At 55.5% G+C, this 19,568-nt stretch carries 17 protein-coding genes; all 17 read right to left on the bottom strand.

Annotation, left to right across the window (positions count from 1 at the left end; genetic code table 11):
- Window positions 1–13: 13 nt before the first annotated feature.
- A complete protein-coding gene (gene phoU, locus ACL2XG_RS16170) occupies window positions 14–778 on the bottom strand; it encodes a phosphate signaling complex protein PhoU (RefSeq protein WP_410012854.1) in 765 nt (254 codons plus the stop codon).
- A gap of 14 nt (window positions 779–792) precedes the next feature.
- The gene (gene pstB, locus ACL2XG_RS16165) at window positions 793–1,569 is read right to left on the bottom strand and encodes a phosphate ABC transporter ATP-binding protein PstB (protein ID WP_410012853.1); all 777 of its coding nucleotides are present in this window, start codon (window positions 1,567–1,569) and stop codon (window positions 793–795) included.
- 44 nt (window positions 1,570–1,613) lie between these two features.
- Window positions 1,614–2,507: a phosphate ABC transporter permease PstA gene (gene pstA / locus ACL2XG_RS16160; RefSeq protein WP_410012852.1), complete on the bottom strand. Its 894-nt coding sequence runs from the start codon at window positions 2,505–2,507 to the stop codon at window positions 1,614–1,616.
- Window positions 2,507–3,466: a phosphate ABC transporter permease PstC gene (gene pstC, locus ACL2XG_RS16155; protein ID WP_410012851.1), complete on the bottom strand. Its 960-nt coding sequence runs from the start codon at window positions 3,464–3,466 to the stop codon at window positions 2,507–2,509. Before pstC ends, pstA begins: the two co-directional genes overlap by 1 nt.
- A 62-nt stretch (window positions 3,467–3,528) precedes the next feature.
- Entirely contained in the window at window positions 3,529–4,569 is a 1,041-nt protein-coding gene (pstS, locus tag ACL2XG_RS16150; protein ID WP_410012850.1) for a phosphate ABC transporter substrate-binding protein PstS, read from the bottom strand.
- Window positions 4,570–4,725: 156 nt separating this feature from the next.
- Complete coding sequence (locus ACL2XG_RS16145) at window positions 4,726–5,958, bottom strand: anaerobic sulfatase maturase (protein ID WP_413721761.1); 1,233 nt, start codon at window positions 5,956–5,958, stop codon at window positions 4,726–4,728.
- A 60-nt stretch (window positions 5,959–6,018) separates the two neighbouring features.
- Window positions 6,019–6,636, bottom strand: coding sequence for a Crp/Fnr family transcriptional regulator (locus ACL2XG_RS16140; RefSeq protein ID WP_410012848.1), 618 nt, complete (start codon window positions 6,634–6,636; stop codon window positions 6,019–6,021).
- Window positions 6,611–8,125: a sulfatase-like hydrolase/transferase gene (locus ACL2XG_RS16135; protein ID WP_413723520.1), complete on the bottom strand. Its 1,515-nt coding sequence runs from the start codon at window positions 8,123–8,125 to the stop codon at window positions 6,611–6,613. Before ACL2XG_RS16135 ends, ACL2XG_RS16140 begins: the two co-directional genes overlap by 26 nt.
- On the bottom strand, window positions 8,122–9,813 hold the full coding sequence (locus ACL2XG_RS16130) for a solute:sodium symporter family transporter (protein ID WP_410012847.1): 1,692 nt from the start codon (window positions 9,811–9,813) through the stop codon (window positions 8,122–8,124). Before ACL2XG_RS16130 ends, ACL2XG_RS16135 begins: the two co-directional genes overlap by 4 nt.
- A 556-nt stretch (window positions 9,814–10,369) precedes the next feature.
- The gene (gene glmS, locus ACL2XG_RS16125) at window positions 10,370–12,202 is read right to left on the bottom strand and encodes a glutamine--fructose-6-phosphate transaminase (isomerizing) (protein WP_413721762.1); all 1,833 of its coding nucleotides are present in this window, start codon (window positions 12,200–12,202) and stop codon (window positions 10,370–10,372) included.
- 277 nt (window positions 12,203–12,479) lie between these two features.
- The gene (gene glmU / locus ACL2XG_RS16120; protein ID WP_413721763.1) at window positions 12,480–13,859 is read right to left on the bottom strand and encodes a bifunctional UDP-N-acetylglucosamine diphosphorylase/glucosamine-1-phosphate N-acetyltransferase GlmU; all 1,380 of its coding nucleotides are present in this window, start codon (window positions 13,857–13,859) and stop codon (window positions 12,480–12,482) included.
- A gap of 338 nt (window positions 13,860–14,197) precedes the next feature.
- Window positions 14,198–14,620 carry a F0F1 ATP synthase subunit epsilon gene (locus tag ACL2XG_RS16115; RefSeq protein ID WP_410012844.1) on the bottom strand — a complete coding sequence of 141 codons (423 nt, stop codon included), beginning with the start codon at window positions 14,618–14,620 and terminating at the stop codon, window positions 14,198–14,200.
- Window positions 14,621–14,640: 20 nt separating this feature from the next.
- A complete protein-coding gene (gene atpD, locus ACL2XG_RS16110) occupies window positions 14,641–16,023 on the bottom strand; it encodes a F0F1 ATP synthase subunit beta (protein WP_410012843.1) in 1,383 nt (460 codons plus the stop codon).
- Between the two features lie 33 nt (window positions 16,024–16,056).
- Window positions 16,057–16,923, bottom strand: coding sequence for a F0F1 ATP synthase subunit gamma (gene atpG / locus ACL2XG_RS16105; protein ID WP_410012842.1), 867 nt, complete (start codon window positions 16,921–16,923; stop codon window positions 16,057–16,059).
- A gap of 50 nt (window positions 16,924–16,973) precedes the next feature.
- Window positions 16,974–18,515: a F0F1 ATP synthase subunit alpha gene (gene atpA, locus ACL2XG_RS16100; protein ID WP_410012841.1), complete on the bottom strand. Its 1,542-nt coding sequence runs from the start codon at window positions 18,513–18,515 to the stop codon at window positions 16,974–16,976.
- Between the two features lie 12 nt (window positions 18,516–18,527).
- Complete coding sequence (atpH, locus tag ACL2XG_RS16095) at window positions 18,528–19,061, bottom strand: F0F1 ATP synthase subunit delta (RefSeq protein WP_410012840.1); 534 nt, start codon at window positions 19,059–19,061, stop codon at window positions 18,528–18,530.
- 14 nt (window positions 19,062–19,075) lie between these two features.
- On the bottom strand, window positions 19,076–19,546 hold the full coding sequence (atpF, locus tag ACL2XG_RS16090; RefSeq protein WP_410012839.1) for a F0F1 ATP synthase subunit B: 471 nt from the start codon (window positions 19,544–19,546) through the stop codon (window positions 19,076–19,078).
- Window positions 19,547–19,568 lie beyond the last annotated feature (22 nt).

The following is a 19,568-nucleotide window of genomic DNA, read 5'->3' as shown; positions in this document are numbered from 1 at the left end:
TCGGCCAGGATTATTATTCCTTCGGCGGACTGGCCTCGCCGCCGGCATCCGCGGCCTTATCTTTACCCGTGCCCGTCAGCAGCGTTTCCAGCGCGTCGCCGCCCACATGGCGGAAGTCCTGTCCCTTAACAAAATAGAAAATATATTCGCAGATATTCTGGCAGCGATCGCCGATACGCTCGATGGAGCGGGCGCAAAACAGCGCCGTCAGCACGCTGGGAATAGTGCGGGGATCTTCCATCATATAGGTCATCAGCTGACGGACGATACCCTCGTATTCCTGGTCGACTTTTTTATCCTCGCGATAAATCCGGATCGCCTCATCCAAATCCATGCGCGCAAAGGCGTCCAGCACGTCATGAAGCATCTGCACCGTATGGCGTCCAAGCGACTCCAGGCTGACCAGCATCTGCAAATGCTGCTGGGAGTATTTTTCCAGCGCGGTACGGCAGATTTTATCCGCGCCGTCGCCGATACGCTCCAGTTCGGATATGGTTTTGATGATCGATATCACCAGGCGTAAATCGCTGGCGGTAGGCTGGCGCTTGGCAATAATACGCACACAGGCCTCATCAATGGCCACCTCCATCGCATTCACCTTGACGTCCCCGGCGATGACCCGTTTGGCCAATTCTTCATCCTGGCTGTGCATCGCGCTGATGGCGTCGGTAAGCTGTTGCTCCACCAGGCCGCCCATCGCCATCACCTGGGTGCGTATGTGTTCCAGTTCGGCGTTAAACTGGCCGGAAATATGCTTATTGAGATTCAGGTTTTCCATGATATATCCCGTTATTAACCATAGCGGCCAGTAATATAATCTTCGGTTTGTTTGTTCTTCGGTGCGGTGAAAATGCTATCCGTATCGTTGAATTCAATTAACTCGCCGAGATACATAAATGCCGTGTGATCGGAGCAACGCGCCGCCTGCTGCATATTATGCGTCACTATCACCACGGTATAATCCGCTTTCAATTCTGAAATCAGCTCTTCGATACGTCCGGTCGAGATCGGATCCAGGGCTGAACAGGGCTCATCGAGCAACAGCACATCGGGGCGAATGGCAATGCCGCGCGCGATACATAAACGCTGCTGCTGGCCGCCGGACAGGCTATAACCGCTCTGGTGCAATTTGTCCTTGGTTTCGTTCCACAGCGCCGCTTTGGTCAGCGACCACTGCACGCGCTCCTCCATCTCGCTGCGCGACAGTTTCTCAAACAGGCGCACGCCGAACGCGATATTGTCATAAATAGACATCGGAAAGGGGGTCGGCTTCTGGAACACCATGCCGACCCGGGCGCGCAGCAGGGAAACATCGCGCTTATCGGTGAGGATATTGTCCCCGTCCAGCAGGATCTCCCCTTCGGCGCGCTGCTCCGGATAAAGCTGGTACATTTTATTAAAGCAACGCAACAGCGTGGATTTACCGCAGCCGGACGGGCCGATAAAAGCCGTCACCTGGTTACGGGCAATGTCCAGGCTGATATTTTTCAGCGCATGAAATTTACCGTAATAAAAATTCAGATCGCGAACCTGTACTTTGCTGTCGTTGGCGTTGTTGATCCCGCTCATGCAACACTCTCTCTTTCGATCAAAGACGCGTCGGCGCCTGACGCTTAATAGGTTTTTTTGGCGAAAATAATCCGCGCGATAATGTTCAGCAACAGCACGCACAGGGTAATCAGCAGCACGCCGGCCCAGGCCAGCTGTTGCCATTCGGCAAACGGGCTCATGGCGAATTTGAAAATCGTCACCGGCAGGTTGGCGATGGGCTGCATGAGATCGGTACTCCAGAACTGGTTGGAGAGCGAGGTAAACAGCAGCGGCGCCGTTTCGCCGGCAATGCGCGCCACCGCCAGCAATACGCCGGTGATGATGCCGGAAACCGAGGCCTTAAGCGTGATGGCGGAAATCATTTTCCATTTCGGCGTACCCAACGCATAGGCAGCCTCACGCAGCGTATCGGGCACCAGCCGCATCATGTTTTCCGTGGTACGGATAACAATCGGCACCTGCAGCAGCGCCAGGGCGATCACCCCGGCCCAGCCGGAGAAATGCTCCATTTTCGCCACCACCAGCGTATAGACAAACAAACCGATAACGATGGACGGCGCGGACAGCAGGATATCGTTAATAAAACGGATCACTTCCGCCAGCGCGGACTTACGCCCGTATTCCGCCAGGTAAATCCCCGCCATGATGCCCAGGGGCGTGCCGAAAACAGTGGCCCAGAGAATCAGCAATCCGCTGCCGGCCAGGGCATTGGCCAGCCCTCCGCCGGCGGTATTGGGCGGCGGCGTCATTTCGGTAAACAACGCCAGCGACATACCGTCAAAACCCCGGCTTACCGTGGTCAGCAAGATCCAGCATAACCAGAACAGGCCGAAGGCCATGGTGATCATGGATAATAACAGCGCCAGACGGTTCTTCTGCCGCCGCCAGGACTGCATTTTACGCCGCGCTTCCATTTGTGGCGCGGTATGGGTCATTTGGTGCTCGACGGTCGCCATTATTTGACCCCCTCGTTTTTCGCCAGGCGCATTATCATGAATTTGGAGCAGGCCAGCACGATAAAGGTAATCACAAACAGGATTAACCCCAGCTCCATCAGCGCGGCGGTATGCAGACCCGCCTGGGCTTCGGCGAACTCATTGGCCAGCGCCGAGGTAATGCTGTTGCCCGGGCTAAACAGGGAAATGCTGTCCAGCTGGTTGGTATTGCCGATGATAAAGGTCACCGCCATGGTTTCGCCCAGCGCCCGTCCCAGGCCCAGCATCACGCCGCCGATCACGCCGTTTTTGGTGAAGGGCAGCACGATACGCCAGATCACTTCCCAGGTGGTGCAGCCGATACCGTAGGCCGACTCCTTCATCAACACCGGCGTTTGCTCAAACACATCGCGCATCACGGCGGCAATATACGGGATGATCATGATAGCCAGGATAATACCGGCGGCCAGGATGCCGATACCAAACGCCGGCCCCGAAAACAGGACGCCGATAAAAGGGATGGTCGACATCACATCGCCCAGGGGCTGTTGAAAATACTGGGCGAACAGGGGAGCAAAAACAAACAACCCCCACATGCCGTAGACAATGCTTGGGATGGCCGCCAACAGCTCAATGGCGACGCCAAGGGGACGCTTCAACCAGTTGGGGGCAAGCTCGGTAAGGAACAGGGCGATGCCGAAGCTGACCGGAACGGCAATCAGCAACGCGATAAAAGAGGTCACCAGGGTGCCGTAGATAGGAACCAGCGCGCCGAATTTTTCACCGGGCGGATCCCACTCCTTGGTCCACAGGAACGCGAAGCCGAACTTTTCCATGCTCGGCCACGAAGCGACAATCAGCGAAACGATAATTCCGCCCAACATCAATAAGGTAATCAATGCGGCCAACCTGACCAACGTACCGAATATCAGGTCGCCTTGTTTACCGGGGGCATGCCGTGCCGGCGTATTGTCAGCCATAGAGTACTCTTTTTGTTGGTTCGTAATCCCTTCCCGTAAGGGAAGGGACGAAACACAAGGACTTAGTAGAGCGCTTTACCGTTACTGTCTTTGATATTGGCCTTCCAGGCGGCGCGGATCTGTTCGACCACGTCCTTTGGCAAGGTGGCGTAGTCAAGGGCGTTAGCCTGGTCGGCACCCTTGTTGTAGGCCCAATCGAAGAATTTCAGGGTTTCGCGGCCCTGCTCAGGCTTGGTTTGGGTAGTATGCAACATAATAAACGTGGTGGAGGTGATCGGCCAGGCATTGTTGCCCTTCTGGTTAGTCAGATCCTGGGCAAAAGATTGCTGCCAGTTGACGCCTTTCGCCGCCGCGCTGAAGTTATCCTGCGTCGGCATTACCGGCTTGCCGTCGGCGGAAATCAGCTTGGTGTAGGCCAGGTTGTTCTGCTTAGCGTAGGCGTACTCCACATAACCGATGGAACCCGGCAAACGCTGGACAAAGGCGGCGATGCCGTCATTGCCCTTGCCGCCCAGTCCGACCGGCCAGTTAACCGTGGAACCGGCGCCGATTTTTTCTTTCCAGGTCGCATTCACCTTGGACAGATAGCTGGTGAAGACAAACGACGTGCCGGAACCATCGGCGCGGCGTACCACGGCGATATTCTGATCAGGCAGCTTCAGGCCCGGGTTCAGCTTGGTGATGGCCGGGTCGTTCCATTTTTTGATGTTGCCCAGGTAAATTTCACCCAGGGTATGGCCGTCCAGGGTCAGTTCGCCGCTTTTGATTCCCGGTACGTTGATGGCCAGCACCACGCCGCCAATCACGGTCGGAAATTGGAATAAACCTTCTTTCTTCAGGTCGCCATCGCTTAAAGGAGCATCGGACGCGCCGAAATCAACGGTATTGGCGATAATCTGTTTAATGCCGCCGGAAGAACCGATGCCCTGGTAGTTAACCTTTACGCCGGTTTCTTTTTGATAGGTATCAGCCCATTTAGCATAAACCGGGGCGGGGAATGTGCCGCCGGCACCTGTCAGGTTGGCGGCAGCGAACGAAGAAATACTCGCCAGGGCGAACGTAGCTGCTACAACACTGGCAACGGTGGTATGCATCAGTCTCATAATCCCTCCTGTGGGATATTTAAAATCGGCCCATGGCCGTTTTCTTCAATTATTATAATTGCTGCAGGAGGGAAAATAGGACAATTAGGTTACAGATACATGTCGGTAATATGACATTTTTATGACAACGGGATGGGTACCTATTTTAATGGCATATTAGCCTTTTTTTTCAATCCCCGCCTCCGCAATCCGATCAATATCGCGCATAATGCCGGCGGCCGGCCGATGGCGCGCCAGTTCGCCGGCCATATACGCCATATAGGGCGCGATATGGGAAAAAATAGCTTTATAGCCGGCGCAAAGATGATTATGCCACTGGCCCCCGATGCGGTGAATACGGTGCTTAGGACAGCCGCCGTGACAGGCAAACCGATAGTCGCATGACAAACACGGCGTCGCCACATTGGCTTTTAGCTGGCCGAACTGGCGCTGTTTTTTCCCACCGGCCATGGCGGCCAGGTTCCCTGTCATCAGGTTGCCCAGTCTATGCTCAGGGTAGACGAAATGATCGCAGCTATAGATATCGCCGTTCTGCTCGACGATCAGGCCCTGGCCGCAGGTGGGCTGCATCACGCACAGGCTTGGCATCACGCCGCACCAGGCGGCCAGCGCATTATCGAATAGCTGCACAAACACCCTGCCGACATCATGCCGTACCCAGTAGTCAAACAGGGTATTGATAAACGTGCCGTAGGCTTCGCCGCTCACCGACCATGGCGTCAGCGTTTTATCCGCCGTCGACCGGGGATAAATCAAGTCCCCCCGCGCGGCTCCGGACAACCTTTGTTCCACGGCCGGGATAAATTGCACATACTGCGCGCCCAGCTCTTGCGTGATAAAAAGATATATTTCCAGCGGCGCCTGGGCGGTTTTATCGTTCACCACGCTCAATACATTGTAATCTATATGATATTCCTTAAATATCCGGATGGCGTTGATCACGCTGTCAAATACCGGCCGGCCGCTGGCGGTATGGCGATAATGATTATGCAGCCTGGCGGTGCCGTCCACGGAAATACCCAGCAGGAAATGATTATCGGCAAGAAAACGGCCCCATTGATCGTTTATCAATACGCCGTTGGTTTGCATGCTGTTGGTAATCCTTTTTCCCCGGGCGTAACGCTGCTGATAGCGCAGCGCGGCGGCATAAAAGTCAATTCCGGCCAGGGTCGGCTCGCCGCCCTGCCAGGCAAACATGACCTCGTCGCCAGCGCTGGCGTCAATATACTGCTTAATAAATTCCCTGAGCACATCGTCGGCCATATGCTTCGACGCCGATGCTCCGGCGGGTAACAGGGTATTTTTTTTGTCCACATAAAAACAATAATCGCAGTGAATATTGCATTGATAACTGGTGGGTTTCGCCATCAGGGAAAACGGGCGTTTCATAACCGCGACTCCAAACAATATTGCGCGTCAAATACCATGCCGCACCGGCAGCGGCGGCAGTTAACCGGTAAATTCATCCGGCAACAGTCCCTGTAGCTTGAGCTCACTGCCATGGCGGATAGCGGTTTCCGTTTCGCAACCCGCGTATTCGGCAATTTCACGCCAGGTCCATTCATAGCCCGGCCATTGCCGGTATAAATAGTGAATGCCCAGTAATACCCGTTGCTGGGATTTATCGTAGGCCATGCTGGCCAGCCTTTTTTCCGCCTCGCCCAGATCACGCGCCAGCCGCATGAACAAATAGACATTCAGGCGCGGATAGCGGCATAAAAACCGCTGCGGCTGATAGGGGGTAATGCGCGTTACCGTAGCGGTGCGCTGCACGCGCGAGGAACAGTGGTAAAACGTATTACCGAACAGGCTGCGGTAGCCGAAAAAATCACCGGGGCCGAACAGGCGGATCAGGCACACCTTACCGTTCTCCAGCATATGGTACAGCCCCACCAACCCACTGTGCAGGTAATAAAAAGAGAGGGCCTCATCCTCCTGGGGATAAATGCGCGTTTGCTTCGGCAACTGATCCAGCCGGGTAAACATGGCGTGTTCGCTGCCGGACAATTCTGCGAATACGGCGCGGCCCTCGTCCCCATCCTCAGAATTTTTGTCTTTTTTCCTCAATTTTTACTCCCTTGGTCGGCAGGCCGGTATCGTAATCCCTGACCACCGGCGAGACGTAATCATCCGGTTTAGGACGAAACGCGCCCAGCCATTGCTCATGCCTGTCGGGCCGCCACGGGCGCATGGCCCAGCGATAGCTGCGAAACGGATCGCGAATACTATCCATATAGTCTAATAAGCTATCATGCAATGCATTACGCCGTTCCGCATAGTCGTCCCGGCCAATCAGGTTTATCAGTTCCTCGGGATCGTTGCGCCGGTCATAGAGTTCATCATCGTCAAACAGATTAATCACCAGTTTTAAATCATTGGTGACCCAGGCGCGCATCGGGATAAAACCGCCGAAGCTGTCATGTTCTATTTCATAACGGTTAAATTCCACCATGACCGACCGCTCCCGTTCCCGCTCCGCCGACGACAGCATAGGCAGCAGGCTTTCGCCGTGCAGCGACGGCGGCACCGGGATACCGGCAATCGATAATAACGTCGGCAACAGGTCGATATGGCTCACCGGTGTATCAATCTCCCGCGCCGGCAGGCCGGGCCCGTGGATGATAAAGGGAATGCGGCAGATGTCGTCATAGCCTGCCGAGCCTTTGCTGATAAGTTGATGCGCTCCCATCATTTCACCGTGATCGGAGGTATACACTATCCAGGTATTTTCCCATTCGTCGGGGGTAAGGTGGTTCAGCACGCGTCCTATCTGGTCGTCGACAAAATCATTGCAGGCAAAATAAATCGGATGATGATAGGTGGCGCCATCCGTTACCGGCGACGGCATCGCCCTGGCCCACAAACGCTGGTGCATCGGTTTATCGCTGAGATCATCGGTTCCTTTTGCGCCCAGCGGGTAATGGAAATCGGCAAAACGGTCGAGATAACGCGGCGGGCAGGTAAAGGGATGATGCGGCTCATCGTAAGAAAGCACCAGCAGGAACGGTTTCTCGCGCCGCAGGCGCTGCTTATCGATAAAATGTATCGCGCGCTGGCTGATGCGATAGCCCCAGGTAAATTCATCATCAATCTGATGTTGTTCAAGTTCTTCCTTTGAATTCAGCTCGTTGCGCCATAAGCTGATTTTTTCTTCCGGCAGGTCATGCAGGTAATTAGCGCCATCGTACCAATATTCCGCCGCCCATTCCGGCGGACAGATGCCGGTGCCGAAATAGTCGTGGCCATCAAGATGCCATTTACCGATATAGGCGGTTTGCCAGCCGGCATCCTGAAAATAGTTGCCCAGGGTGCGCATATTCTTACCCGGCGCCAGATTATTGGTCCAGGGACCGCTTTGGTTGGAATACAGGCCGGTGAACAGGCCCGCGCGCGCCGGGGTGCACAGCGGCGCGGTGGTAAATGCCGAATTGAATTTGGCCCCGCGCCCGGCCAGCGCATCGATATGCTCGGTATGCAGGGGAAGGCCGGTATAGCACCCGACCATATTGGTGGCCTGCGTATCGGTCATGATAAAAATAATATTAGGTTGCATCAGGCGATTTCCTCCCTGGTTTTGGTTTTTCTCAAACCGGCGAATATCAGCCAGCCGGAAATGGCGACAACGGTTATGCCCGCGATCCAGCATAACCAGAGGCTGTGCCAGCCGCCGAAGCGGGCGAGAAAGGCATAAATAAATATCATCGCCGCAATAACGCCGACGGAGGCGATTTTTACCGACCGCCACGGCGACATATCCACCGCCAGGGAATCATGGAAGACAAACGGGGTGGCGCGCGGCGCAAGTTTACCGATAACCAGCATCACCAACGCGTTCAGGCAAAACGTTATCGCCAGCACATACAGGAAATGAATAGGGAAATGGAAAACGTAATTGATCAGGATATAGCTGACGATACCTAACAGCAGCGCCAGCTTGGCCGCCATGGCCGGGATACGCGGGAAAAAGAACCCCATGATGATAATGGTGACCAGGGGAACGTTGTACACCCCGTTAAGCTGCTTCATCCAGCTGTATAATCCTTCGGGGGCATTGGCAATGCCGGGGGCCACCACCACCGACACCAGCGCCAGGATCAGGGCGAAATAACGCCCCACCAACACCTGTTTCTTGGACGTGGCGTCAGGATTGATAATACGGCTGTAGATACCCATGCTGAATAAGGTGCTGGCGCTGTTTAAAAACCCGTTGAACACGCTGATAATGGCGCCGAACAGCACGGCGCCGAAAAAACCGACCAGGGGCGCGGGCAGGATCTGGTTGACCAGCACCGGGTAGGCCATATCCGCCTTGGGCAGCCCTTGATACAGGTGATAGGCGATAACGCCGGGCAGGACCAGGATTATCGGGTCGAGCATTTTCAGCAGCGCCGTCAGCAGCGCGCCTTTTTGCCCTTCGGCCAGGTTCTTGGCGGCCAGGGTACGCTGGACGATGCCCTGGTTGGTACACCAGTAAAAGGTATTCACCAGCACCAGGCCGGTCAAGGCGGCGCCGATGGGCACCGGGTCATGGGCGCCACCGATGGAGTTGAGGCGCTCGGCATGATCCGCCGTCAGTGTATTCAGGCCGGCGATAACACTGCCGCCGCCAAGCGCCATCAGCCCGAAAAACGGCACCATCAGCCCGCCAATCACCAGGCCGATGCCATTGACGACATCGGCGACGGCAATCGCGCGCAGTCCGCCGATAACCGCGTACAGGGTGCCTATCACGCCAAGGGCTATCACCATGACTATCGTCGCGCTGCCCTGGCTCAGCCCGGTAAGGTCGCTGAAATGAAACAGGCTGTTGAGCGCCAGCGAGCCGGAATAGAGTACTATGGGCAGAAAACAGACGCCGGTGGCGATTAAAAAACAGCAGTCCACCATAATACGCGTGGTTTTGTCGTAGCGTTCTTCGATAAAATCCGGAATGGTAATAATGCCCCGCTGCAAATAACGCGGTAAAAACACCAGCGCCAGCAGGACCAGGGGAATAGCTGAAATCACCTCCCATGCCATCACCGACATGCCGAATTTATAGGCCTGTCCGCTCAGGCCGACCAATTGTTCCGTTGAAAGATTGGTCAGCATCAGCGATGCGGCAATTATTGGCGCTTTAAGGGAACGACCGGCCAGGAAATAGCCCTGCTGGGTATGGGTATCGTTTTTCCTTACTTTCCACCAGGTAACAATAGCGACAAGGCACGTAAAAAATACAAAAGAAAATATCTGTAGGCTATTCATAAATCGCACCTTTTAGTTATAAAAATATCAGCATAGATGTGACCCTTCCAATAAAATCAGAATAGTGGGCGGTCGATTAATGAGAGAAATACGCAGCTTAAGCCGTTACGATTATTCCGTTCGGTACAGGCAAGCGGCGAGCGGAACCATGCCGCACGTCAGGCGGCATTTCCCGCGGTAAAAACCCAGGAGAAAGTCGTCGCAGGCCAGACAAGCCGGTAATAGTGTATTGTTGACATGACAGATGTTTTACACTTTTCAGCACCCTATTTTTATGACCGTTGTCATAAGCCGGCATGACCCCGCTCACATAATCATTATTGTTATATTCCGGGTGGGAACAAGAAGTTTCTCGTAAATAACCATGCGTAAATTAATTAAGCTTATTTGAATTACGCATTTGCAATATCAATATAAGGAAAAGGATTTATTGGGGTGTGATCGGGCAAAAAAAAATCCGCTGGGGCTTTGCCATCCCCACCGGATCCGATTAACGCTGTGTCGGTTTTTGCGATCACTTTGCAAGCGGCGGCTTAGGTGCCGCCGCAGACGCGGGTTACTCCACCGTCACCGATTTTGCCAGATTACGCGGCTGGTCGACATCGGTGCCTTTGATCAGCGCAATATGATACGCCAGCAGCTGCAACGGCACCGTGTAGAATATCGGCGCCACAATCTCTTCTACGTGCGGCAGCGGGATGATTTTCATATTTTCGCTGTCGGTAAAACCGGCGTTCTCTTCGGCAAAGACATATAACAGGCCGCCGCGGGCGCGCACTTCCTCAATGTTCGACTTGAGTTTTTCCAGCAATTCATTATTGGGGGCAATAACGATTACCGGCATATCGGCGTCGATCAGCGCCAGCGGGCCGTGTTTCAGCTCGCCCGCCGCATAGGCTTCGGCGTGGATATACGAAATTTCCTTGAGCTTCAGCGCGCCTTCCATGGCGATGGGGTAAAGCTCGCCGCGCCCGAGAAACAGGGCGTGATGTTTATCAGAGAACCCTTCCGCCAGCTGTTCAATCGGCTTATCCAGCGCCAGCATTTGCTCGATACGGGCCGGCAGGGCCTGCAGCGCATGCACAATCTGCTGCTCGACCTGGCTATCCATGCCCTTCAGGCGGCCCAGGCGCGCCACCAGCATCAGCAATACCGTTAACTGGGTGGTGAAGGCCTTGGTGGAAGCCACGCCGATTTCCGTCCCGGCGCGGGTCATCAGCGCCAGATCGGATTCGCGCACCAGCGAGGAGCCGGCCACGTTACACACCGCCAGCGAGCCGAGGTAGCCCAGGGTTTTGGTCAGGCGCAGGGCCGCCAGGGTATCGGCGGTTTCGCCGGATTGCGACAGGGTAATGATCAGGCTGCCCGGCCGCACGGCGGATTTGCGATAGCGGAACTCGGAGGCGATTTCCACATCGCAGGGCACGCCGGCCAGCGCCTCGAACCAGTATTTCGATACCATGGCCGAATGGTACGAGGTGCCGCAGGCGATGATTTGCACATGCTGTACCTGCTCCAGCAAACGATCGCCGGCCTCGCCCAGTTCGGATAACGTGATCTGGCCGTGTAAAAAACGGCCCGCCAGGGTGTTTTTAATCGCCTGCGGCTGTTCAAAAATCTCTTTTTGCATGTAGTGGCGATAGATGCCCTTATCGCCGGCGTCGTATTTTACCTGGGACTCAATCTCCGCCCGTTGCACCGGGTTGCCGCGCGTATCCCATACGCGCACCGTGCGGCGGGTAATTTCGGCGATATCGCCCTCTTCCAGGAACATAAACCGGCGGGTGACCGGCAGCAGCGCCAGCTGATCGGACGCCAGGAAGTTTTCGCCCACGCCCAGGCCAATCACCAGCGGACTACCGGATCGCGCCGCCACCAGCACGCTTGGGTCCTTGCTGTCCATGATAACTGTGCCATAGGCGCCGCGCAGCTGCGGGATCACGCGCAGGATCACTTCAGCCAGCGTGCCGCCGCCCTGGCGCTGTTCCCAATGCACCAGGTGGGCGATAACCTCGGTATCGGTTTCGGACGCGAATACATAGCCGCGCTCCACCAGCAGTTTACGCAGCGGTTCATGGTTTTCAATGATACCGTTATGCACCACCACGATATGCCCGGAGACATGGGGATGGGCATTATTTTCCGAGGGTTCCCCGTGGGTGGCCCAACGGGTATGGGCGATGCCCGTGCCGCCGGTCAGCGGATGCTCCGCCGCCGCCTGCGACAACGCGGCAACCTTGCCGACCCGGCGCAGCCGTTGCAAATGCCCCTCGTTATCCACCACCGCCAGGCCGGCGGAATCATACCCACGATACTCTAGCCGGCGTAATCCCTCTAACAGGATTTCGGCAATATCACGCTGCGCAACCGCGCCTACTATTCCACACATCAGTGTTATTCCTAAATGAACGGCATGCTCCGCCGTATCGATGTCTTTGACCTGACAGAGACCGGTTTTTCCGGTTTCCCCGAGCCTGTAGAACTGGGGATTATTATGTTTTGTCAGCCACTCTCGTGAAAATGGCTGACAAAACCATGATAACGGGCATGATGGGCAAGATGGTAAAGACGCCCTATCTCTCTTCCCGGCGCCAGGCTTTACTCTCATTGCGCATCATACCCGCGGCAAACTCATGCCCAGATTTGACAAACTGCGCGTAATACCATTAACGATGCTTCTTAACCGGCCGTTGCCAGCCGGTGATATGCACCTGCCGCACCCGGCTAAGCACCAGTTCGTTTTCCCCCACGCTGCGCGTAACTGTGGTGCCGGCGCCGATGGTGGCGCCGTTGCCTATGGTAACCGGCGCCACCAGTTGGGTATCCGAGCCGACAAAGACATCATCGCCGATCACGGTCTGGTGTTTATTGGCGCCGTCATAATTGCAGGTAATGGTGCCGGCGCCGATATTCACACCGGCGCCAATTTCCGCATCACCCAGATAGCTCAGGTGCCCGGCCTTGGATCCGCGCCCCAGGCGCGCTTTTTTCATCTCGACAAAATTGCCGACATGGGCGCCCTCTTCCAGCTCCGCACCGGGCCGCAGGCGGGCGAACGGCCCGACGGTACAGTCCGCACGCAGCCGGGCTTGATCTATGACCGTGTAGGGGCTGACCACCACGTTATCGCCAATGTCGCAGTCTTTTAATACGCAGCCGGTACCGATAACCACATTGTTGCCCAAGGATACCCGGCCCTCAATAATGACATTGGTGTCAATGGTCACATCACGGCCGTGCGTCAGCTCGCCGCGCAAATCAAAACGCGCCGGGTCGAGCAGCATGACCCCGGCCAACAGCAGATTTTCGGCCTGCTGGCGCTGATAAACCCGCTCAAGGGTTGCCAGCTGCAAACGATTATTCACGCCCTCCACTTCGCTTAGGCGATCGGGGTTAACGGTATTGATACGCCGGCCCTCGCCCCAGGCCAGGGCGATAATATCGGTAAGGTAATACTCTCCCTGGGCGTTATTGGTGGTCAGCCGGCTTAACCAGCGCTTCAGGTCGGCGCCATTGGCCACCAGGATGCCGGTATTGATTTCGCGGATGCCCCGCTGCGCCTCGTCGGCGTCTTTGTGCTCGACGATACCGCATACATTGCCGTTTTCCCGCACGATGCGGCCATAGCCGGTAGGATCGTCCAGGGTAACGGTCAGCAGGCCGATACCGCCCTCGGGCTTGGCGGCCACCAGGCGCTCAAGGGTTGACGGCGCTATCAACGGCACATCGCCGTACAGCATCAGGATATCTTCATCATCCTGGAAAAACGGCGCCGCCTGCTGCATGGCATGGCCGGTGCCGCGCTGTTCGGCCTGCAATACCCAGCTCAGTTCCGGACCAGGGCCGGCCAACGCCTGCCGCAGTCGCTCGCCGCCGTGGCCGTAAACCAAATGGATACGCGCCGCGCCCAGGGCGGCGGCGGCGTCAATAACATGCCTGACCAGCGGTTTGCCAGCCAACGGATGCAAGACCTTGGGCAGATCGGAATACATGCGGGTGCCCTTGCCGGCGGCAAGGATCACTACGCTCATCAATCGATTCGACATAACCATCCTGATGAACCTGATTCAATAGACGAAAGTAAACCCGTTCAGAGAAGGGATTACCACATATTTTGGGCCGAAAAACACATTATGGCCGCATAATGACGTAAGCCGGGATCATTTTACCCGGTTTAGGACGCAATGCGGAAATAGTGGGCGTTTCGGGGCCAATTACCGCAGGTACAGGCTGGAATTAGCGGTTTAGGTAGGCGAAGAAGGTGAAACTTATTTCAGATCGAAAAATAAGAGCGTCAAGTTGTGACACTCTATGCGTGGAAGAGAATGAATTCCAATAAAAAAGCCAGTCACAAAGGACTGGCTTTTTAATCACACTAGCTTGATTACATTGCTTTTCTGGTCAATTCAATGACCCGCAGCTTGGCGATGGCCCTGGACAGTTCGGCCGAGGCCTGAGCATAATCCACGTCACCATGTGAATTATTGATATGCTCTTCCGCCATGCGCTTGGATTCCATTGCGCGCGCTTCATCAAGATCTTTGCCACGAATGGCGGTATCGGCCAAAACGGTAACGATGTCCGGTTGCACCTCGAGGATGCCCCCCGACAGGTAGATATACTCTTCTTCGTTATGTTCTTTGACGATACGCACCATACCGGGCTTAATGGCAGTGAGCAGCGGGGCATGGCCGGGAAAAATCCCCAGTTCGCCTTCGCTTCCCGTCACCTGGATTTTTTCCACCAGCCCGGAAAACATTTTCTGTTCCGCGCTGACGACATCCAGATGGTAAGTATTTGCAGCCATATCACCCTCCTATCACAGCGTTACAGTTTCTTGCCTTTTTCCACTGCTTCATCAATGGAACCGACCATATAGAACGCCTGCTCGGGCAGGTGATCGTATTCACCGTCCATGATGCCTTTAAAGCCGCGGATAGTGTCTTTCAGGGAAACATATTTACCCGGCGAACCGGTGAACACTTCGGCGACGAAGAACGGTTGCGACAAGAAACGCTGGATCTTACGTGCGCGGGACACCACCAGTTTGTCATCTTCTGACAGTTCGTCCATACCCAGGATGGCGATAATATCTTTCAGCTCCTGATAACGCTGAAGGATGGACTGCACGCCACGGGCCACGTCGTAGTGTTCCTGGCCGACAACCAACGGATCCAGCTGACGGCTGGTGGAGTCGAGCGGGTCAACCGCCGGGTAGATACCCAGTGAGGCGATTTGACGGCTCAATACCACGGTGGCGTCAAGGTGGGCGAAGGTGGTCGCCGGCGACGGGTCGGTTAAGTCATCCGCAGGCACATATACCGCCTGTACCGAGGTGATGGAACCGGTTTTGGTGGAGGTGATGCGTTCTTGCAGCACGCCCATTTCTTCCGCCAGCGTCGGCTGGTAGCCTACCGCTGAAGGCATACGGCCCAGCAGCGCGGATACTTCGGTCCCGGCCAGGGTATAACGATAAATGTTATCGATAAACAGCAGGACGTCGCGGCCTTCATCACGGAATTTTTCCGCCATGGTCAGCCCGGTCAGCGCCACGCGCAGACGGTTTCCCGGCGGCTCGTTCATCTGGCCGTACACCAGGGATACTTTGTCGATAACGTTCGAATCGGTCATTTCGTGGTAGAAGTCGTTCCCTTCGCGGGTACGTTCGCCCACGCCGGCAAACACCGAATAACCGGAATGCTCGATGGCGATATTACGGATAAGCTCCATCATGTTGACGGTTTTACCCACGCCGGCGCCGCCGAACAGGCCGACTTTACCGCCTTTGGCAAACGGGCACATCAGGTCGATAACCTTGATGCCGGTTTCCAGCAGTTCCTGCGAACTGGACAAATCTTCATAGCTCGGCGCCGGACGATGGATGGACCAACGTTCTTCCTCGCCGATCTCGCCTTTCATATCGACCGGTTCGCCCAGCACGTTCATGATGCGGCCCAGCGTGGCTTTACCCACCGGCACTTCGATCGAACGTTCCAGGTTGGTCACTTTCAGGCCGCGACGCAGACCGTCGGACGAGCCCATGGCGATGCAACGGACAACGCCGCCGCCTAACTGCTGTTCTACTTCCAGCACCAATTTGGCGGCGCCGTTTTCCACTTCAAGGGCGTTGTACACCTTAGGTACAGCATCCTGCGGGAACTCGACGTCAACCACGGCGCCGATAACCTGGATAACATTTCCAGTAGCCATCTTGAATCCTCTACGTAATTCGTAACCCTAAACCTAAACCGCGGCGGCTCCCGAAACGATCTCGGTGAGTTCCTGAGTGATGCTGAATTGACGAGCCTTATTGTAAACAAGTTGCAACTCTTTGATCAGGTTGCCACCGTTATCCGTTGCGGCTTTCATCGCTACCATTCGCGCGGCCTGTTCGCTGGCCAGGTTTTCAACGACGCCCTGATAAACCTGCGATTCCACATAACGGCGCAACAATGTATCCAGCAGCGCCTTGGGATCGGGTTCATACAGGTAATCCCAGGTTTTCTTCTTCAGCTCTTCCCCATCTTCCGCGGGCGGCAAGGGCAGGACCTGAAGCAGTTGCGGTACCTGGGACATGGTATTAACGAATTTGTTGCTGACAATATAGAGCTTATCCAGGCGGCCTTCGTCATACGCCTGCAGCATGACTTTAACCGGCCCAATCAGTTCAGACAGCGTGGGGTTATCCCCCATGCCGGTGACCTGGGCAACCACGTTGCTGCCGACGGCGTTAAAGAACGACACCGCCTTGGAGCCGATCAGCGCCAGTTCCGCATCAACGCCCTTTTCACTCCAGGCTTTCATGTCCGTCAGCACTTTTTTGAACAGGTTAATGTTCAGGCCGCCGGCCAGACCACGGTCGGTGGCCACCACCAGATACCCGACGCGCTTGACGTCGCGCTCTTCCAGGTAAGGATGTTTATATTCCAGATTTCCCAAAGCAAGGTGACCAATCACATTACGCATAGTTTCTGCATAAGGACGGCTGGCCGCCATACGCTCCTGCGATTTGCGCATTTTGGATGCGGCAACCATCTCCATCGCTTTGGTGATCTTCTGCGTGTTTTGCACGCTGGCGATCTTAGTACGTATTTCTTTGGCGCTGGCCATCTCTGCTTCTCCTCATGGCGTCATGGCCTGCCGAAACAGGCCATAGCGCGTTACCAGGACTGGGTTGCCTTGAAGTTATCGAGGATGCCTTTCAGCTTGCCTTCGATTTCATCGTTATAAGCGCCGGTCTGGTTGATTTGTTGCATCAAATCGCCTTGCTCGCGGTCTACGTAGGCCAGCAGCGCGGCCTCGAAGTCGCCGACCTTTGCCAGTTCGATGTCTTCCAGGTAACCACGTTCAGCGGCGAACAACACCAGGGACTGCTGCGATACCGACATGGGAGCATATTGTTTCTGCTTCAACAGTTCGGTCACTTTTTGTCCATGATTCAGCTGCTTACGCGTTGCTTCATCCAGATCGGAAGCAAACTGGGAGAACGCGGCCAGCTCACGGTACTGAGCCAAAGCCGTACGAATACCGCCCGACAGTTTTTTCATAATCTTCGTCTGGGCTGCGCCGCCCACACGGGATACGGAAATACCGGGGTTAACGGCGGGACGAATACCGGCGTTGAACAGGCTTGATTCCAGGAAGATCTGGCCATCGGTGATGGAAATCACGTTGGTCGGAACAAACGCGGAAACGTCGCCCGCCTGGGTTTCGATGATCGGTAATGCGGTCAGCGAGCCGGTCTTGCCCTTCACTTCACCCTTGGTAAAGGCTTCTACGTATTCGGCGTTGACGCGCGACGCACGTTCCAGAAGACGGGAGTGAAGATAGAATACGTCCCCGGGATAGGCTTCACGTCCAGGCGGACGACGGAGCAACAGGGAAATCTGACGGTAAGCCACGGCTTGTTTGGACAAATCATCATAGATGATCAGCGCATCTTCGCCGCGATCGCGGAAATACTCGCCCATGGCGCAGCCTGAATACGGCGCCAGGTATTGCAGGGCGGCGGATTCGGACGCGGTGGCAACCACGACAATGGTATTGGCCAGGGCGCCGTGCTCTTCCAGCTTGCGCACGACGTTCGCCACGGTGGAGGCTTTCTGGCCGATGGCGACATAGACGCACTTGATGCCGGATTCGCGCTGATTGATAATCGCATCGATCGCCAGAGCCGATTTACCGGTCTGGCGGTCGCCGATGATCAGCTCGCGCTGGCCGCGGCCGATGGGAATCATGGCATCCACGGATTTATAACCGGTCTGTACCGGCTCATCCACGGATTGGCGTTCAATAACGCCCGGCGCAATAGCCTCGACGGCGGAAAAACCGTCGTTCTCTACCGGACCCTTGCCATCGATGGGCGCGCCCAGCGTGTTGACCACGCGGCCCAGCAGGCCACGGCCAACCGGCACTTCCAGAATGCGGCCGGTGCACTTGACCTTCATGCCTTCGGCCAGATCTTCATAGGGTCCCATCACCACGGCGCCGACGGAGTCGCGTTCCAGGTTCAGGGCGATAGCGAAGCGGTTGCCCGGCAGGGCGATCATTTCACCCTGCATGACTTCGGCCAGGCCGTGAATACGGATAATCCCGTCACTCACGGAAACGATAGTACCTTCATTGTGAGCTTCGCTCACCACATTGAACTGAGCAATGCGCTGCTTGATCAGTTCGCTGATTTCGGTGGAATTCAGTTGCATGCTCCAGTCCCCTTAAGACTGCAATACGTCTGCCAGTCGTTCGAGACGACCGCGTACGCTGCCGTCTATCACCATATCGCCCGCGCGAATAATCACGCCGGCAATGACAGACTTATCAATTTTGCAATTCAGCTTAACTTTGCGTGACAGACGTTGTTCCATCGCGGCAGTAATTTTCGCCAGTTGCTCGTCTTTTAGATGGCTTACGGAAATGACGTCCACTTCCACAGTCGATTCGTGCGCGGCGCGCATCTCCATAAACTGTTCCAGCACATCCGGCAAAACTGCTAATCGTCCGTTTTCGGCCATGACCTTGATAAGATTCTGGCCCGCCTGGTCGAGTTGATCGCCGCATACCGCGATAAACGTTTCCGACAGTGTTTCTGGTGCAACCGCACCGGATAACAGTTCAGCCATCTGATCGTTGCGGCTAACCTCGGCGGTAAACGACAGCATAGCCTGCCACTGTTCAACGCTTTGATGCTCGACGGCAAAGTCAAAAGCTGCTTTGGCGTAGGGGCGAGCTACCGTTACTAATTCAGACATCAGCCCCTCCCTCCCTACAGTTCAGCGACCAGTTTATCTACGATGTCGCTGTTGGCAGCTTCATCCACGGAACGTTCGATGATCTTCTCGGCACCCGCTAAAGCCAGCAGCGCGACCTGTTTCCGCAGCTCTTCACGAGCCCGTTTGGTTTCGGCCTGAATTTCTGCCTGAGCCTGCGCTACGATTCTGTTACGTTCGTCTTCCGCTTCCGCTTTCGCTTCGTCCATAATCTGAGCTTTGCGCTTGTTGGCTTGCTCGATGATTGCCTGGGCTTCGGCTCTGGCCTTCTTCAGTTGATCGGTCGCATTGGCTTGCGCGATATCCACCTCTTTTTTCGCCAGATCCGCAGAAGCGAGGCCATCAGCAATTTCTTTCTGACGCTTCTCTATGGCTGCGATAAGCGGCGGCCATATGTATTTCATGCAGAACAGGACAAACAGGATGAACGCGATGGCCTGGCCGAGGATTGTTGCGTTAAGATTCACAGCACAATGCCTCTTATAAAGT

The organism is Sodalis sp. RH24, assembly GCF_047324145.1.
Classification (GTDB): Bacteria; Pseudomonadota; Gammaproteobacteria; order Enterobacterales; family Enterobacteriaceae; genus Acerihabitans.
This window is presented reverse-complemented; position numbering and strand designations above follow the sequence as displayed.

Coding starts and splice junctions, on each gene's coding strand:
- phoU (WP_410012854.1), bottom strand. CDS start 778: ATGGAAAACCTGAATCTCAATAAGCATATTTCCGGCCAGTTTAACGCC.
- pstB (WP_410012853.1), bottom strand. CDS start 1,569: ATGAGCGGGATCAACAACGCCAACGACAGCAAAGTACAGGTTCGCGAT.
- pstA (WP_410012852.1), bottom strand. CDS start 2,507: ATGGCGACCGTCGAGCACCAAATGACCCATACCGCGCCACAAATGGAA.
- pstC (WP_410012851.1), bottom strand. CDS start 3,466: ATGGCTGACAATACGCCGGCACGGCATGCCCCCGGTAAACAAGGCGAC.
- pstS (WP_410012850.1), bottom strand. CDS start 4,569: ATGAGACTGATGCATACCACCGTTGCCAGTGTTGTAGCAGCTACGTTC.
- ACL2XG_RS16145 (WP_413721761.1), bottom strand. CDS start 5,958: ATGAAACGCCCGTTTTCCCTGATGGCGAAACCCACCAGTTATCAATGC.
- ACL2XG_RS16130 (WP_410012847.1), bottom strand. CDS start 9,813: ATGAATAGCCTACAGATATTTTCTTTTGTATTTTTTACGTGCCTTGTC.
- glmS (WP_413721762.1), bottom strand. CDS start 12,202: ATGTGTGGAATAGTAGGCGCGGTTGCGCAGCGTGATATTGCCGAAATC.
- glmU (WP_413721763.1), bottom strand. CDS start 13,859: ATGTCGAATCGATTGATGAGCGTAGTGATCCTTGCCGCCGGCAAGGGC.
- ACL2XG_RS16115 (WP_410012844.1), bottom strand. CDS start 14,620: ATGGCTGCAAATACTTACCATCTGGATGTCGTCAGCGCGGAACAGAAA.
- atpD (WP_410012843.1), bottom strand. CDS start 16,023: ATGGCTACTGGAAATGTTATCCAGGTTATCGGCGCCGTGGTTGACGTC.
- atpG (WP_410012842.1), bottom strand. CDS start 16,923: ATGGCCAGCGCCAAAGAAATACGTACTAAGATCGCCAGCGTGCAAAAC.
- atpA (WP_410012841.1), bottom strand. CDS start 18,515: ATGCAACTGAATTCCACCGAAATCAGCGAACTGATCAAGCAGCGCATT.
- atpH (WP_410012840.1), bottom strand. CDS start 19,061: ATGTCTGAATTAGTAACGGTAGCTCGCCCCTACGCCAAAGCAGCTTTT.